This window comes from Niastella yeongjuensis, from assembly GCF_900110245.1.
Lineage (GTDB): Bacteria > Bacteroidota > Bacteroidia > Chitinophagales > Chitinophagaceae > Niastella > Niastella yeongjuensis.
Map to the genome: position 1 here is coordinate 462423 of NZ_FOCZ01000005.1, position 15003 is coordinate 477425.

Consider the following 15003-nt stretch of genomic DNA (forward strand, 5'->3'; position numbering starts at 1 on the left):
CTTATTATACCTGTGGCCAATCCAGTCCATCTTTTTTGACGGCGGCCACCCAGGCGTCTTTATTTCCCTCTTTGTCGAGCGATACTCCTAACAAGGTAAAGTTCTTGTCCTTGTACATATTGTAAGCCTTCACATAATTAGGATTTTCTTTCCGGCAGGGACCACACCAGCTGGATTCTTTTTAAGGATTAAGAAAATACTGAAAGCACCTGGACCAGGGTTAATTACGGGCGCCAGTGAAATACGTTAGGATTTTTGACATTGGTAATAATGACTGCGGCGGCCGTTTCCCTGATCTATTTTCAGTTTGTATGAAAAAAAGCCGTCAAATCCATATGATTGCCAGGCTTTTGTCTTTTGATCCTTATAACTGTATGCTGCCTCACTTATGCTATATACGTTGGATAGCCGATCCTTATTGCACCAGCATCCCGGCAGAATGCCACTGTAATGCCACTGTACAGTGGCATTACAGTGGCATTCTGGTGGCATTACAGTGGCATTATTATCGTGGAAAATGACTATCTTGTATATGTATCCTATAAGTAAGACAAGAACTATCTATATAGCAATCTACTGTTCCATATGAAGAAAAGAACGCCATTAAACCGCAAACGGGTGCTTACCGATCCTGTTTTTGAAATGAGCCGGCAGAATAGTGCCGAATTTTCCCGTGCCTGCAGAGCTAACCGCTTGCTGCGTCGGGCCCTGATTCTGGGATTACGAAATAAGGCCGACCGTTATATTTCGGGCCGGCTTACAAAAACCATGTTTAAGATCCTGCAAAGCGACCCCGTAAGCGATCGCGGCGAACGAAGTGTGCCAAAGGGCGTAATAGGCATTCTGAAAGACTTTAACTTTAACCGCGACACAAGTCTGCAAAATGTTTTAAAGGCGCCCTATTCGATCATAATCAATAACGAGGCCAGTCGGGCCACCATCAGCTTTCCCTCCATTATTCCCCAGGCCATGATCGACACGGCGTCCGGTGCCAACGCTTTTATGCTGTCTGCCATGGCGGCGTCGGTAAATTTTGAAAAAGAAACGTTTCCCGTTGAACCCGTGCAAACCGATATCCTGGATTTGGACCTGCAGCGGCACGAAAATCTGCAGCTGCAGCTACCAGTTATTGAGCATCAGCCTGATAATACGGTTATTGTTGCATTGGGAATTGAATTCTTTCTCAACAATCGGGGGAGTATTGAACCCGTTGATAAAAAGCACAATGCCCTGGCTGTTGTAAAAGTTTTTTAGAAGCGTTGCTTACCGTAGGGTCAACCAACTATTACAAACCTGCTATTTTAACGTTTGAGATGAGCACATGCGTTGGACTATAGAAATCGGCGCCAAATTTAAACGTGCTGTACGTTCTGTTGCCTTCAAAGGCATGGTTAATGTCGTACGTTTTTTCCTGGTTGATGTATATCCGTAAACGTTCGCCCTCTTTTTTAAACGCCAGGTGATTTATTTTACCGCCTGTAGTATAGGCATTACTATTCACATGGGAGTTCAGGTCTTTGCCTTTACATTCCACATAGGCACTCCCGCCCGAGTACATCCTAAATTGCAAATAAGGGTTGGAGGGGTATCTATCGAAGTTCCCATCGAGCGCATCTTCAAAATCAACATACAGCGTACTGTTACTGCCACCGTCAATGACGAGGTCAAATTCAACAGTGAAATCTTTGGGAAGCCCGGTTTTTATTTTGGGAATATATAAACCATTGCCTGTAATGGAAAACCAGTTGCCGGGAAATTGTTGCAGGGTTACCACTTCACCGCTGGCGTTGGTGAGCCATTTAATAGGAAAATTCCCCTTTTTGGTTGAGTCAAAATGATCTACAAACAACAACGTGTTGCCTGGTACAAAATCATAAACCGTATTAATAGCTACACTGCTGCCCGGGGCGGTTGTATTTGTAGCGTCTGTGCCGGCCGGTTTGATCTTGTTTTTCTTTTTAAACAGTCCACCCACTTTATCGATGGTGCTGCCCACTTTATCGGCGGTATTGCCTACCTGGTCAACAGTTGATTGTGCGTGGCTACAAAATGGAATGGTTGCAAGAAATAATACAGGTAATACAGCAATGAATTGCATTTTGCGCATAGGTTTTGTTTTAATGGAAAAAATAAAATCGCTTTACTCAGGGTCCATTAGGTGGTTAACAGATCAGTCGGCGGGTAGTATAATTTATTACACTGGTAAGTGGGTAATTTCACTCAAACTGTTTAAAACCAAAAAAGGACCGCGATTAAGCGATCCTCAACGGGTAGCGCTGTCACCTACCCGGCGGTTACTCATTGTCCCACAGCCAGGCTGAGAGATACGAAGCGCCATCACTTCAGGCGTGCCGCATTCTTCAGGGGCCACGCAAGCTCTTTCCGCCTTCGCCAAAAATAGAGGGCTAACAGTACTGTGATCGCCGGTGCTACTGCCCCGAACTCGTCGGTGAACCATGCCGTGTCACCTTTGTCCGAAGTTATCGGTGTAAAAAAGGTTTGGATAAAAAGATTGTGGCTCGCGTGAAGCATAACGGCCGTCCAGAGGCTGCCGGACTTTAACCTGTACCAGGTGAAAACGAAACTGATACTGACTACCATCACAGTAAAACATAAGAGGCCATACCATGCTGGTGTTCCGTTATTATAATGTCCGAAAATCAGTAATGGATAATGCCAGACCGCCCAGATAAGACCGCTCGTTAGTGAAACCCCGGTGTAGCCCATCCGTTTGCCAAGTTCGGGCACCAGGAATCCGCGCCACCCGATCTCTTCGCCCAGCGCCGTTGCCATACTGCCCAATAGCCCGATCACTCCATTGACAACAAAGAAGATAACGATTAATAAGCCCGTAGGCAGACCTTCCCATCCAAATTCATGCGCCACCTGTGAAACAAATGCTTTGTTGTAGAAACCGCCAACGCCGCTAACCCAAATGACAAGATATGCTACGAGCGAATAAAGCAGCGGTATCAAATAACAGGCGATCATGTAGCGGCTTTCACCCCATTTCCATGCCAGGTCTAACATCTTGCGGCCCGACAGGCGACAGGTGATCAAAGTAGCTAATGCCGGACACCACATGATCCCATAACCAAAGATTCGGCCGGCTATTCTGCCCGCATGTGTCGCATGTAACGTCAGCAACCATACAATACTACTAGAAAGTATGGTTAAGGCGAGGTACATTGCAATCGGTTGTTGTTTAGCGGTATTAAGTGCCTTCATATTATAATTGCCGGTATAAATAATCTATTCCGGCATATGAATCATTATTGTTTAGTTATCTTATTAAGAATAGCAACCAATTCCGTTGGTCTAGAAAGAAAAGGACTATGCCCTGCCTGAATTTCATAAGTATTTGTAATGTGTGCTTCAGAAACCATTTGCTGTTGAAAAGGGTAGCTAATGGCTTTGTCCTCTGTTGTGTAGATGAAGTATTTGTTAGCTATAGCACTATAAGTATCACTACTATAATCCAGCGGAGTTCCTGCGGCAACAACTGGTTCCGGACGAAGTTTTTCTACCAATAAATTGATATCTTCAACTGAGCCGTCTTTACAGAATATCTCGCGCATATTTTCTTCAGGATTTGCGATAGTTACCGTACTCCCATCAGCAGAGAATCCTAAGGCGGAAGGGATCAATGTCTCAGAATCCATGGCAGAATATTCGAATACACTATTACCACTTTTTGGAATGAACCCAGCCACATAAACTAGTTTGGCTATTTTTTGAGGGACTTTGCAGGCTGCCTGGGTAACAATTGCGCCCCCTAGACTGTGTCCTACTAATACCACTGGAGTATTTAAACTATCTATAACATTCGTTACTTGTTTAACATACTTGTCAAATGTTATTTCAGATACCGGAGTATGGTCATTCCCGTGACCCAGCAACTCTACTAAAACTACAGTGTTACCTTCATCCTCTAAAGCTTTTTTCACTTTATCCCAAACAAATGATGCTTGCCAGGCGCCATGCACCAGTACGAAAGTTGAATGATGATCTTCACTAACGGAATTGTCATGTTCTTTTGAACAAGAATTTAGCACCAGGATCAATGCCATTAAGAGCACTATGCATTTCAATAATTTCATGTTTGTTATTTTTTATTGACAATGCAAATTTGAAGGATAAAAAAGAGAAGGATTTTGTGACTCAGCCCAATTATATGTCAAATTAGACCAGAATGGATATGGCATTCTATCTAATTTTCGGCAAACAGACCCAATATATTAACAGTTGCAAAGAATCAACTGTTAAGTGTAAAGTGGTTGCTTTATTAATGAAACGATTTCCTAAATAACAAAAGAGAAAACTTTGTTTTGTTTTTGAATCATTCATTAGACCTTGATCCCAGATTCGTCCGCCAGCTGGCGGACACAGAACCATAACTTCTTAAAAACAAAAAAGGACCGCTTTTTCAGCGATCCTTTTTCTGAGGTTCCGAGCAGATTCGAACTGCTGTAAAAGGTTTTGCAGACCTCTGCCTAGCCGCTCGGCCACGGAACCATTTTTCGTTACACCCAGAACCACTTCGTTCGGGGTGTGCGAAAGTAGGATATTATTCGGATATTTGACCACCTTTTTTAATCCTTTTTTATGCAACGCATTCCCGAATCAGAATTGATTATCAATAACCGGGGGGCAGTATACCATCTAGACCTGCGTCCCGAAGAACTGGCACATACCATAATCACCGTGGGCGACCCCGACCGGGTAGCCGCCGTGAGCAGGCATTTCGACCATATTGAACATAAACGCAGCCATCGCGAATTCATTTCCCACACCGGCGTGCTGGGCAAAAAAAGGCTCACCGTCGTTTCTACCGGCATCGGCCCGGATAATATCGATATTGTGCTGAACGAACTTGACGCCCTGGTAAATATCGACCTGCTCACCCGCACCATCAAACCTCAGCTTACCCAGTTAAATATTATCCGGGTAGGTACTTCCGGCGCTCTGCAGGCTGATATCCCAACCGACAGTTTTGTGGTTTCAACCCACGGCCTGGGCATCGATAACCTGCTGAATTTTTACCGGTATGAAGAAAACGAAGAGGAAAAACAGCTGTTGCAGTCCTTTATTACTCAAACCCAGCTACACCAACGTATCTCGCAACCCTATATTTGCGGCGGCAGCGCCCATCTTATTAAACATTTTGTAAATAACTTCCACCACGGCATCACCGTAACCTGCCCTGGGTTTTATGGCCCACAGGGACGTATTTTACGACTGGGATTGAGCAATCCACACCTGATCGACCGGCTGACCCAGTTCGCTTTTGGCCCCCATCGCATCACCAATTTTGAAATGGAAACGTCCGGCATTTATGGATTGGGCAAACTGCTGGGACACCATTGCCTGTCCATCAGCGCCATTGTAGCCAACCGGGTTACCAAACAATTTTCCAGCGACAGCCAGGCGGCCATTGAACAATTGATCAAAAAAACGCTCGATATCATCAACGACTGGTAATTGAACCAAGTAAATAACAATCTGTTATAATAAGATGGCGCCATTATGGTACTAACCCAGTTTGTAGTAATATTGCAAAGGAACAATCAACTATGGAATTAATCTTTCACAAATACCAGGGCACAGGAAACGATTTTGTAATTCTGGACAACCGCGACGAACGTTATAACGAATTGACCAACGAACAGGTTCGCTTTTTATGCAACCGCCGTTTTGGGATTGGCGCCGATGGCCTTATGTTATTGAACAATGCGAATGGGTACGATTTTGAAATGAAGTACTACAATGCTGATGGCCGCGAAAGCACCATGTGCGGCAATGGTGGCCGTTGCCTGGTTAAGTTCGCCTATAATATAGGCATCCATAAAGAAAAATACAGTTTTATTGCTGTTGATGGTCCGCACGATGCCGAAATTGACGAGGACGGCATTGTTAGCCTTAAAATGAAAGATGTGGACGAAATAAAGGACTACCACAGCGATTTCATTTTAAACACCGGGTCGCCTCACTACATCAAAATGACGCATAACGTGCTGGATTTTGATGTTTACAAAAAAGGGAAAGACATCCGCTACAGCAACACGTTCGCCAAAGATGGCATCAACGTAAATTTTGTGGAACGAAAAAATAACGATGAAATAATTGTACGCACCTACGAACGGGGCGTGGAAGATGAAACCTTGTCCTGCGGCACCGGCGTTACTGCCAGCGCCCTTGTCTGTTATCATAACGAACGGGGTTTCAACGATGTAACTGTTCAAACCAAGGGTGGAAAATTATCCGTTGAGTTCGACCGCACCGACGACGACGTGTATCGCAACATCTGGTTATGCGGCCCGGCCGAAAAAGTTTTTGAAGGAAGCCTCGATATTAAATAAAGAATTTCCCAGGGCCCCGACAATTTCGTCGGGGCTTTTTTATTTTATTGTATACCCCTTTTAATCAAAAAGCGCCCTTACCTTTGCGCCGCCTATGATTCAGTACTTCAAAAATATTAATTATCAAACCATAGCAATCGATAAGCCGGAAAACGGCTCCTGGGTGAATATTCTGCCACCACTGAAACAGGAGGAGTTTTCTGAATTATCTAATTCGCTCGATATCCCCCTCGAATTCCTTACCGACTCGCTCGATATTGATGAAAGGACCCGTTTTGAAGAAGCTGACAATGTAAAGCTGCTGGTTATTAAAACCCCTACTGAAAACAACTCCTTCAACGAAAGCGACGCGTACTACATCACCATTCCGATCTGTATCATCATTACCCACAACCAGATCGTAACGGTGAATTCTTTCGAGAACGGCGCTATCAAGAAGTTCCTGAATACCTTTCAAAACCGGCATCCCGATAACCGGAAGATGATGGTGCTGAAGATCATTGAAAAGATCATTCAGACCTATCTCGAATTTTTGAAAGAGATCAATCAACGCCGGAATATCCTGGAGCAAAAACTGTATGCGGCCAGCCGTAATGAGCAATTGTTGCAATTGATGCGCATTCAGAAAAGCCTGGTGTATTTTGTTACCGCCCTGCGCTCGAATGAAATGTTGCTGATGAAAATTGAGCGCACCAATTTCCTGGGGCTGAATGAAGATGAAAAAGAATTCCTGGGCGACCTGATCATCGATAACTCACAGGCGTTGGAAATGGCGAACATCTATACCAACATCCTCAGCAGTACGCTCGATGCATTTGCCAGCATCATTGCCAATAACCAGAACGAGGTGTTAAGGCGTTTATCGGTTATCACCATCGTGCTGTCGCTGCCCGTACTGGTAGCGAGTATTTATGGCATGAACGTACCTATCCCCTACGCACATTCACCCTTTGCATTTTATATACCGGTATTTTTATCATTATTGATCTCGTTGGTAATTGGCTGGTTCTTTTTAAAGAAAAAGTTATTTTAACCCATGTTCAACTTACGTGTATACGGCATCCTGCTCGGTGAAAACAAACAAGTGCTGGTAAGCGATGAATTTATCCGGGGTGGTAAATACACCAAATTTCCCGGTGGCGGTCTGGAATTTGGCGAAGGCACCCGCGATTGTTTAAAAAGAGAGTTCATGGAAGAAATGAACCTCAACGTACAGGTGGGTGATCATATTTATACTACCGATTATTTCCAGATGAGCGCGTTCAACCCCGAACACCAGATCATCTCCATTTATTACTTCGCCCAGGCACTGGAACCCATAACCGCTCCCCTCCGTCAAAAACCTTTCGACTTCGACGAACAACAACTGGCCGTTTATAAGGAAAAAGGAGAAACAGAAACTTTCCGCTTCATTGACTGGAATGATTTTTCGGAAGCATCTGTAACCCTGCCCATTGACAAGATAGTTGCCAAAATGCTGAAGGCAATGTAAAACGAGACCTGGTACTACAATCCCGCTACATAGGTATCTATTCTTTTCTTCTTTATTTGTTTGCCGGAAGGTTTGTAGCTTCTCTTTACAAATGCAACCGGCAGCGTTGCCTTTATACCATCTTTATCATAAATATAAATAAGGCCGCCACTGGTTTTTATCCCAAATACATAACCCGTTCCCTCACCTACTGACTCCTGGTCCTGCCGGGAAGGGCCCTGTACATAACTGATCGTTTTCACTTCGCTGGTTTGTGAAAATTGCACCCGGTTGGGATTGTGTGCATCTCCCCGGTCAGCAGTACGCTGTTCAATACAGGCATCGGGATGACTGTGATAATACACCAATGCTTTTTGTTTAAGATATAAGGAAGCTCCTTCCATCTCTTCAGCATCCGACAGTTCACCGGTAATACAGGTTACCCTTCCATCCGGATACACCACACCGCCATGCTCCTGGTGCGCATTGCCTGATGTGCAACGAGAAATAATATTATCATACATCCGGCGCATGATCCGTTTATCGAGTATGGGTACTATATTCTCCAACACCAATGGATCATTGATCTTACCATGTCGTATTAACCAGGCTACTCTTCTGGCTGTTGATCTTGAAATATTTGATACCAATGCGGTATCATAATCGGCGCTTAACTGTACAGAAGCATCGTTTAGTGGAATATCCTGAAATATTTCGTTATTGGTTTTCTTTGTTTTTATTACATAACTGTTTGGCTGGGCGGCGTGCACATCGCACCACAACAACTGACCACGTTCATTAAAATAATAGGCCGTATCATTCCAGGCTATGTTTGCAAAAACTACATCAGGGTGCAGCACTGAAAAAGATAATAAAATGAAAAAGGAGTGTTTGATAAATTGGCGAGAGAACAGATAAAGGTTCATAATGACAAGGTTTACAATATAAAATAAGATTCCTGTTACCACTTTTGCGTGCAAGTGATAGCGTTATGGGTCAGTTGAAAAGAAAAGTAATTCCTGGTAGTGGAGCAAATCCTGGCTAAGCAATAAACGGTGCAGTAGTGTACGAATCGGGCTGCAATATTATGCTGTACGAATTGTTCAACCAAAAATACAGCTTACAGAAAACACTTATATAACTTTAACGTTTCTTAATATATATGTAAGGAACTGATAACTATTTATTAACTGCCTGGTTTCGTAAACTACTAAAGGGTAAAGTTGCACACACCCCAAACTTATCATATAAATAGACCAGTTTATAAACGACTGTTCATGACTCAGGCGGGCACAGTATTATTCTTGTTTGTAACTGGTACTAAAACGTAAGGTAACGGCTTTGCTGATGATGGTACTATATAACGCAGGAATAACAACTAACGGTAAACAATATTAGTTTTTAAACAGCAGGCAGCCAAATTTTAGCCCTTCCACTTTATCACACCCCGGGCGTGACCAATTACTGAAAAATAATATTTTTATTTTTCGTTACGCAGAACCGGTTAAAACGCCCGGTCTTATCCTGGCAACCTTATCACAGGATTTTGCGTATTATTATGAAAAGGATGAAAATTCGGGTGTTTTCACCCTGATAAAAAGTGACGAACGTGACAGCTATTTTCAATAAAGTATTGACCATATTAACCGATCGCGAAAGAAAACAGTGGACTTTGTTCACCGGGTTAACGCTTATTGTCAGTATTGCCGATATCGCGTCCCTGGCGTTTCTATTGTACATCATCCATTTTTACACCCAGCCCGTTGATGCCATTCACACCTTTACACCCTTCCTGGGCAAAACAACAGCCAATGCCTTGTTCAACCGTTCTTCCCTGCTGCTCATCTCTCTGTTCTTTGTAGGGTTCAGTATAAAGAACCTGGCGGCTTATTTGATCCAGTCCTGGCAAACCCGCTTTGTGCACCAGGTAGCGAGCCGCATTTCCCGCAACAATATGTTACACTACCTGGAAGGGAATTATGCAGATTATGTCCATACCGACTCCTCGGTATTTACCCGGATCATCAGTTTGCAACCGCTTGAGTTTTGTCAGCATGTGCTTTTGCCCCTGCAACAGTTGTTTACTGAAATGGTGTTGATCCTGCTATCTATTGTGGCCATTCTTTTATTCAATGCGCAGCTGTTCCTGTTACTGCTTATCATCCTGTTGCCGCCTGTCATCCTCGCCGGATGGCTTACCAAACGTAAACTGCACACCGCCCGCAACTATATAAAAAACAGCCGCACGGAGATGTGGCAACGCCTGCATGAATCCATTTCAGGTTTTGTAGAAAGCAATATTTACGACCGGAACCAATACTTTACCGACCGGTATGCCACCGCCCAAAACCACCTGAATCATCACCAGTCATCACTGCAATCCTTACAGGCATTACCGGCCCGGCTGGCAGAAGTGTTTGCCGTGTTTGGCCTGTTGATCCTTATAGCCATTAGCAGTTGGTTTGGAAATGGACAATACGCCACGCAAATAGTAACCCTCGGCGCTTTTATAGCCGCAGCTTATAAGATCATTCCGGGTATAGCCCGCATCCTGAATGCGATTGGCCAAATACGCACCTATACCTTTACCATCAATGACCTGGTACAACCCAACAAAACGGCCGCAAAACAACCAGTCAGTAACCCACTACCGCCCATTGCTTCCATTTCATTTGAGCAGGTCGGTTTTTCTTACGACCATCATCCGGTACTGGATAATTTTTCCTGCCAGTTACAACCGGGTGACCTGGTTGGCATCGACGGACATTCCGGCAAAGGCAAAACCACCCTGTTGAATATGCTGCTGGGGTTTATTTCACCCCAAACCGGACAGATATGCATCAATCAGGAACCGGTAAGCAGCCTGCAACGGAAACAATACTGGCAACAAATAGCCTACGTTAAACAGCAGCCGTTTTTTATATACGATTCGTTGCTCGCCAATATTACGCTGAATGGGCAACAGCACCACGAACAAAGGCTGTATAAAGCCCTTGATATTGCCGGCATTTCAGAATGGTTATCCAGGTTGCCAACCGGTATCAATACCCTGCTTACAGAAAACGGGAAAAACATCAGTGGCGGGCAACGCCAGCGTATTGCCCTGGCTCGCGCGCTGTATAAAGAAGCCAATGTGCTTATCCTGGATGAACCATTCAGTGAGCTGGATGAAAAAGCCGAAGAAAAGCTCCTGCACCATTTGCAACAACTGGCTACTGCCGGTAAGATCATTATCCTGATCACCCATAATAAAAAAAGCCTGCAGATCTGTAATAAGCTGATAACCCTGTAGCAACCTGACTCTCCATTTTAGCGTACCGGCAAATAGGTGTGAATTTTATAGGTATGTAATTATAAATCAAACAATTTCTTATTGTGCAATTACCTGCCAACCGAAAACTGGACAAGTACCTTGGCTACTGCCTCATAGGCATGTTGCTTCCTGTTACCCGGCTGTTGGGCATAACAATGCGCAGAGACCATGGACTACAACAACCACCCAAACACCTGTTGTTCATAAAACTACTGGGGCTTGGCAGCCTGGTGGTTGCTTCTGACTCCATTCAGGCTATGCGGAAAAAGTTACCGAACACGCGCTTTATTCTATTAACAGATTCCAATATAGCCAACGGCATTGCCCCCTTCCAGGTATTCGATGAGATCTGGACCATCGATACCAGCAGTTTGTCGATCACCATCAGCACTTCATTAAAATACATAGTACGGTCCTGGCAATTGAAGCACCTGTGGGTGGCCGACCTGGAAGTATATTCAAAACTCACCACTGTATACTCATTATTAACGATGGCGCGAAACCGGTTCGGCTTTCATTTACAACCGGTATTCTTTCGCAAATTCCTCAATACCCATAACATCCCATTCAAACAAACAGCCTGTCTTGAAGACAACTACTACCACATGGCACAGGTGATCACGCAGGCTGAGATACAACCATCCACTGAATCAGTTCCCGTACGAACAAATGAATGGGATAAGCCCTATATTATTCTAAATAATACCTGTAGCAACCTGGCGCCCGTGCGTAAACTACCCGATGCAACCATGGCCGCTGTTTGTAACTGGATCCTGACCCACACGCATTTTCGCATTGCTTTTTTAGGAACCGGGAATGACAAAACCACCATCGATCAGTTCATAGATGACCACCTGCCTGTTTATAAACAAAAGGGAAGGCTAACCAATATTGCCGGCTCATTTGGCTTTGAAGCCTATTACCATTTTATTGCCGAAAAAGGTGTTTGCATGATTACCATCGATAGTGGCCCTTTACATATTGCCCATAAACTGGGTTTACCCACCATTTCTATATGGGGACCAACCAACCCCGCGAGTTATATAAAAATACACCCTGGCCAGGAAAACAGACAGCTATTCCTGTACAATAAAGTAGGCTGTTCGCCTTGTGTACATCACCAGGAACAACTTCCCTGTGGCGGTAATAATTTTTGTATGAAAGAAATTGCAGCCGGCAGTATAATTGAAAAACTTAACGGCCTGCTGAAACATTTACAGGAAGAAAAAGATCGCGTAGCCTCCCTGGAATCGGTTACAGGTTAGTGATCGTTCGCAGGGTATAAAACCCAAAGCCCCGGTTCCTGTCAGACAAATAAATGATCTGCGTTCCATTTACCAGCATGGGCTGCTTTTTAAGATCGGGGGTTGAAGTAAGTTGTTTATTCTTATAATACACCTGGTTGTTTTGTATGCGCACATCACTGGTGGAATAATTGTGTACTCCGTAATGTGTGCTGGTTTCATGGCTCCCGCTACCATCCCAATAACGATACACCAGCTGATTCTCCTTGATTGCGTATTCATATACAAATGGCAATGGCTGCAACAGTAAATAGGTACTCTTATCAGGTTTTGGAAACAGTTTACCGGCATCTGCCAGCAACAACACGGCCACTAAAGCAGCAAACAATTTTACAGAGAACTGCATACCGGCTGCCACCATCAACACCCCAAACAACAACAACAGTCCATACAAACGCGGGAACTGCAGTAACAATGGTTTTCCCCCCAGGGCAGAAACGGGGATAAAACAAACCAACACCAGCAAGGCCATCACCGTAACCAGGTAAACGGGTTTGCTCCTTGCCAAAGCCAGTAATGGCATCAACAGTAAGATCAAAGAATAGCTGCTGCCATTGGGCGACAACAACAGGCTGGCAGTTATCCAACCGGCAAAGGCCACAAAATCGGTTGCCTTTTTATGTATCGTAATACCTACACAACAGGCCAACAGCAGTGCTTTAAACAATACCATACAGATCACAAACACAGGCATACTGCTCAAAACTACCTGCGGATTTTGCACGGCATCATACACAAACAGGTTCTTCAATAACATAAAGGCCGACTGAAACAGATAGGTATAACTATCGTTCAGTTCTCCATTATTCGCCCGGGGAAAAATGGTAAACACATAATATTGCCAGGCTGCAAAACCATTCAATAATACCGAGATCGAACCCAGGAGCGCACAGACAGCCAAACAATATACCACCTGTTTGTATTGCTTTTTTGCCAGCAGGAAAAAAAGGATCACCAACGGGAATAATTTAAACACAATAGCTACGCCCCATAACAGGGCGGCAATAACCGGCTTGCCTTTTTTATACGCAATGTATCCTTCCAACAACAGGGCAAACAACAACAGGTAAGCCTGACCAAAAAAGATATTATTATGTAAGGGAATAAAAAAGATCACCGGCATTAACCATAGCACCCAGGGTGGTAGTGAAAGATATTTACCGGCACGGGCCAGCACCCATATAAACATGACCGCAGAAAACACATTGAATAGTATTTTAGATACCGCCACGGGAAATAATAAAAATGGCGCCAGTACTATTGACGTAAATGGCGGAAAGGGCGTGTACGAAACAAAAATACCCGAATAACCTTGTTGAGCTATTAACTGGTTCAGCGACCAGGTATCATATACCGTCTCATAATTTCCCCGTAACAAAGCCCTGCTGCCAAAATAATAACCGGCATAATCAGAAAAAGGCGCACTGGTAGCTTTAAATATAAACCAGGCCAGCATAACTGCCAGCAACAACAAGGGATAATATAACGCGTACCGTTTCAACCTGGAATTGGGTATCAATACGGTAAATGGAGAAAGGAGGTTGTTTTTGAAGGGAAATAGTCAGGCGATATTGCCTACAGGCAACTTGGCAAAGCCTTCCTCCGTAATTATAAGCATGGTAAGCGTAATAATCCCCACCTATAACCGGGCACACCTGATACAGGAAAGCATTTACAGTGTGTTGAACCAAACCTATAAGGACCTGGAGCTGATCATTGTCGATGATGGATCTACAGATAATACCGAGGAAATTATTCGAGCTATACCCGATCCACGCATTCAATATTACAAACTGCCACACAGCGGCCGTACGGCCATCTCAAAAAATTTTGCCATCCGCCGGTCAAAAGGCACCCTGATCGCCTTCAACGATTCAGATGATACCTGGGAGAACTCAAAACTGGAAAAACAGGTTACATTATTGGAACAGCATCCCCATATTGGGTTTTCCATTACCGATGCTGTCAACTATATAGCCGGTCAAATTTTATCGCCACGCACCTATGTTGTTAGTCAGGGTATTGAATATGCCAATATTTTCAACCGGATGAAAGAAAACCGGTTTGTGGTATACAACCCCACTATTCTGATGCGTCGTGCCTGTTTCGACAAAACCGGTTTATTCGATGAAACCATGCCCTTTGGGTCTGATTTTCATTTTAATATTTTACTGGCCTTTTATTTTGACGCCGCCATTATTTATGAACCGCTTTTATGGCGTTTGATGCACAGTGCCAATGATAGTATTCAGGCGCCGGTAAAAAACCTGGAAGGTTTCATGAATACCTTTGAATACCTGTACAACAATAACATGGTATCCAAAAAATACCTGTACAAAGCGAAAAGCCATGCTTACAGGCAAATAGGCCACTTATTTAAGCGGGCAAGCAATTTGACAGCCGCCCGCCAAAACTACCGGCAATCGTTAAAATACAATCTATTGCAGCCCCTCTGCTACTGGCTGTTATTAAAAACCTACCGAAACTGATCAACTTTCCCCCTAAGGCAACTCAACCAGTTAATTACCCGTATGATTGTCAATGACCTGAAGGTCA

The 15003-nt window shown here is 44.1% G+C and carries 13 protein-coding genes, 1 tRNA gene and 1 pseudogene; 8 read left to right on the top strand and 7 right to left on the bottom strand.

The features are described 5' to 3' along the window. Window positions 1-4: 4 nt before the first annotated feature. Window positions 5-163 (bottom strand): annotated as a pseudogene (locus BMX95_RS15885) (peroxiredoxin family protein); the annotation flags it as partial. 422 nt (window positions 164-585) lie between these two features. On the opposite strand from BMX95_RS15885, the gene BMX95_RS15890 reads away from it, so the two are divergent. Beyond that, entirely contained in the window at window positions 586-1254 is a 669-nt protein-coding gene (locus BMX95_RS15890; protein ID WP_081203419.1) for a hypothetical protein, read from the top strand. 31 nt (window positions 1255-1285) lie between these two features. Here BMX95_RS15890 and BMX95_RS15895 read toward each other — a convergent pair whose 3' ends face one another. From BMX95_RS15895 to BMX95_RS15910, 4 genes are all read right to left on the bottom strand, one after another. Then, window positions 1286-2107 (bottom strand): hypothetical protein, encoded by an 822-nt coding sequence (locus BMX95_RS15895; protein ID WP_081203420.1) that lies wholly within the window; start codon window positions 2105-2107, stop codon window positions 1286-1288. A gap of 230 nt (window positions 2108-2337) precedes the next feature. Continuing rightward, window positions 2338-3228 (bottom strand): CPBP family intramembrane glutamic endopeptidase, encoded by an 891-nt coding sequence (locus BMX95_RS15900; protein WP_081203421.1) that lies wholly within the window; start codon window positions 3226-3228, stop codon window positions 2338-2340. Window positions 3229-3272: 44 nt separating this feature from the next. Next, window positions 3273-4100, bottom strand: coding sequence for an alpha/beta fold hydrolase (locus BMX95_RS15905; protein WP_081203422.1), 828 nt, complete (start codon window positions 4098-4100; stop codon window positions 3273-3275). A 344-nt stretch (window positions 4101-4444) separates the two neighbouring features. Beyond that, window positions 4445-4515: transfer RNA gene (locus BMX95_RS15910), tRNA-Cys, on the bottom strand. Window positions 4516-4605: 90 nt separating this feature from the next. Between BMX95_RS15910 and BMX95_RS15915 the strand changes: the two genes are divergently transcribed. From BMX95_RS15915 to BMX95_RS15930, 4 genes are all read left to right on the top strand, one after another. Next, on the top strand, window positions 4606-5481 hold the full coding sequence (locus tag BMX95_RS15915; protein WP_081203423.1) for a nucleoside phosphorylase: 876 nt from the start codon (window positions 4606-4608) through the stop codon (window positions 5479-5481). Between the two features lie 92 nt (window positions 5482-5573). Then, the gene (dapF, locus tag BMX95_RS15920) at window positions 5574-6359 is read left to right on the top strand and encodes a diaminopimelate epimerase (RefSeq protein ID WP_081203424.1); all 786 of its coding nucleotides are present in this window, start codon (window positions 5574-5576) and stop codon (window positions 6357-6359) included. A gap of 94 nt (window positions 6360-6453) precedes the next feature. Then, on the top strand, window positions 6454-7392 hold the full coding sequence (locus tag BMX95_RS15925) for a magnesium transporter CorA family protein (RefSeq protein ID WP_081203425.1): 939 nt from the start codon (window positions 6454-6456) through the stop codon (window positions 7390-7392). A gap of 3 nt (window positions 7393-7395) precedes the next feature. Next, window positions 7396-7851, top strand: coding sequence for an NUDIX domain-containing protein (locus BMX95_RS15930; protein ID WP_081203426.1), 456 nt, complete (start codon window positions 7396-7398; stop codon window positions 7849-7851). 14 nt (window positions 7852-7865) lie between these two features. Here BMX95_RS15930 and BMX95_RS15935 read toward each other — a convergent pair whose 3' ends face one another. Further along, on the bottom strand, window positions 7866-8756 hold the full coding sequence (locus BMX95_RS15935; RefSeq protein WP_081203427.1) for a hypothetical protein: 891 nt from the start codon (window positions 8754-8756) through the stop codon (window positions 7866-7868). 683 nt (window positions 8757-9439) lie between these two features. Here BMX95_RS15935 and BMX95_RS15940 point away from each other — a divergent pair. Then, the gene (locus BMX95_RS15940; RefSeq protein WP_081203428.1) at window positions 9440-11122 is read left to right on the top strand and encodes an ATP-binding cassette domain-containing protein; all 1683 of its coding nucleotides are present in this window, start codon (window positions 9440-9442) and stop codon (window positions 11120-11122) included. 83 nt (window positions 11123-11205) lie between these two features. Beyond that, window positions 11206-12408: a glycosyltransferase family 9 protein gene (locus BMX95_RS15945; RefSeq protein WP_081203429.1), complete on the top strand. Its 1203-nt coding sequence runs from the start codon at window positions 11206-11208 to the stop codon at window positions 12406-12408. On the opposite strand, the gene BMX95_RS15950 is transcribed toward BMX95_RS15945, so the two are convergent. Then, the gene (locus BMX95_RS15950) at window positions 12398-13948 is read right to left on the bottom strand and encodes a glycosyltransferase family 87 protein (RefSeq protein WP_133054032.1); all 1551 of its coding nucleotides are present in this window, start codon (window positions 13946-13948) and stop codon (window positions 12398-12400) included. The two genes, BMX95_RS15945 and BMX95_RS15950, sit on opposite strands and share 11 nt — an antisense overlap. Window positions 13949-14063: 115 nt before the next feature. Here BMX95_RS15950 and BMX95_RS15955 point away from each other — a divergent pair, with 115 nt between their 5' ends. Further along, window positions 14064-14936, top strand: a complete 873-nt coding sequence (locus BMX95_RS15955; RefSeq protein ID WP_133054033.1) for a glycosyltransferase family 2 protein — start codon at window positions 14064-14066, stop codon at window positions 14934-14936. The last annotated feature ends 67 nt before the right edge of the window (window positions 14937-15003 follow it).

Bases quoted from the DNA above. Each gene is read 5' to 3' on its own strand.
- BMX95_RS15890 (WP_081203419.1), top strand. From the start codon at position 586: ATGAAGAAAAGAACGCCATTAAACCGCAAACGGGTGCTTACCGATCCT.
- BMX95_RS15895 (WP_081203420.1), bottom strand. From the start codon at position 2,107: ATGCGCAAAATGCAATTCATTGCTGTATTACCTGTATTATTTCTTGCA.
- BMX95_RS15900 (WP_081203421.1), bottom strand. From the start codon at position 3,228: ATGAAGGCACTTAATACCGCTAAACAACAACCGATTGCAATGTACCTC.
- BMX95_RS15905 (WP_081203422.1), bottom strand. From the start codon at position 4,100: ATGAAATTATTGAAATGCATAGTGCTCTTAATGGCATTGATCCTGGTG.
- BMX95_RS15915 (WP_081203423.1), top strand. From the start codon at position 4,606: ATGCAACGCATTCCCGAATCAGAATTGATTATCAATAACCGGGGGGCA.
- dapF (WP_081203424.1), top strand. From the start codon at position 5,574: ATGGAATTAATCTTTCACAAATACCAGGGCACAGGAAACGATTTTGTA.
- BMX95_RS15925 (WP_081203425.1), top strand. From the start codon at position 6,454: ATGATTCAGTACTTCAAAAATATTAATTATCAAACCATAGCAATCGAT.
- BMX95_RS15930 (WP_081203426.1), top strand. From the start codon at position 7,396: ATGTTCAACTTACGTGTATACGGCATCCTGCTCGGTGAAAACAAACAA.
- BMX95_RS15935 (WP_081203427.1), bottom strand. From the start codon at position 8,756: ATGAACCTTTATCTGTTCTCTCGCCAATTTATCAAACACTCCTTTTTC.
- BMX95_RS15955 (WP_133054033.1), top strand. From the start codon at position 14,064: ATGGTAAGCGTAATAATCCCCACCTATAACCGGGCACACCTGATACAG.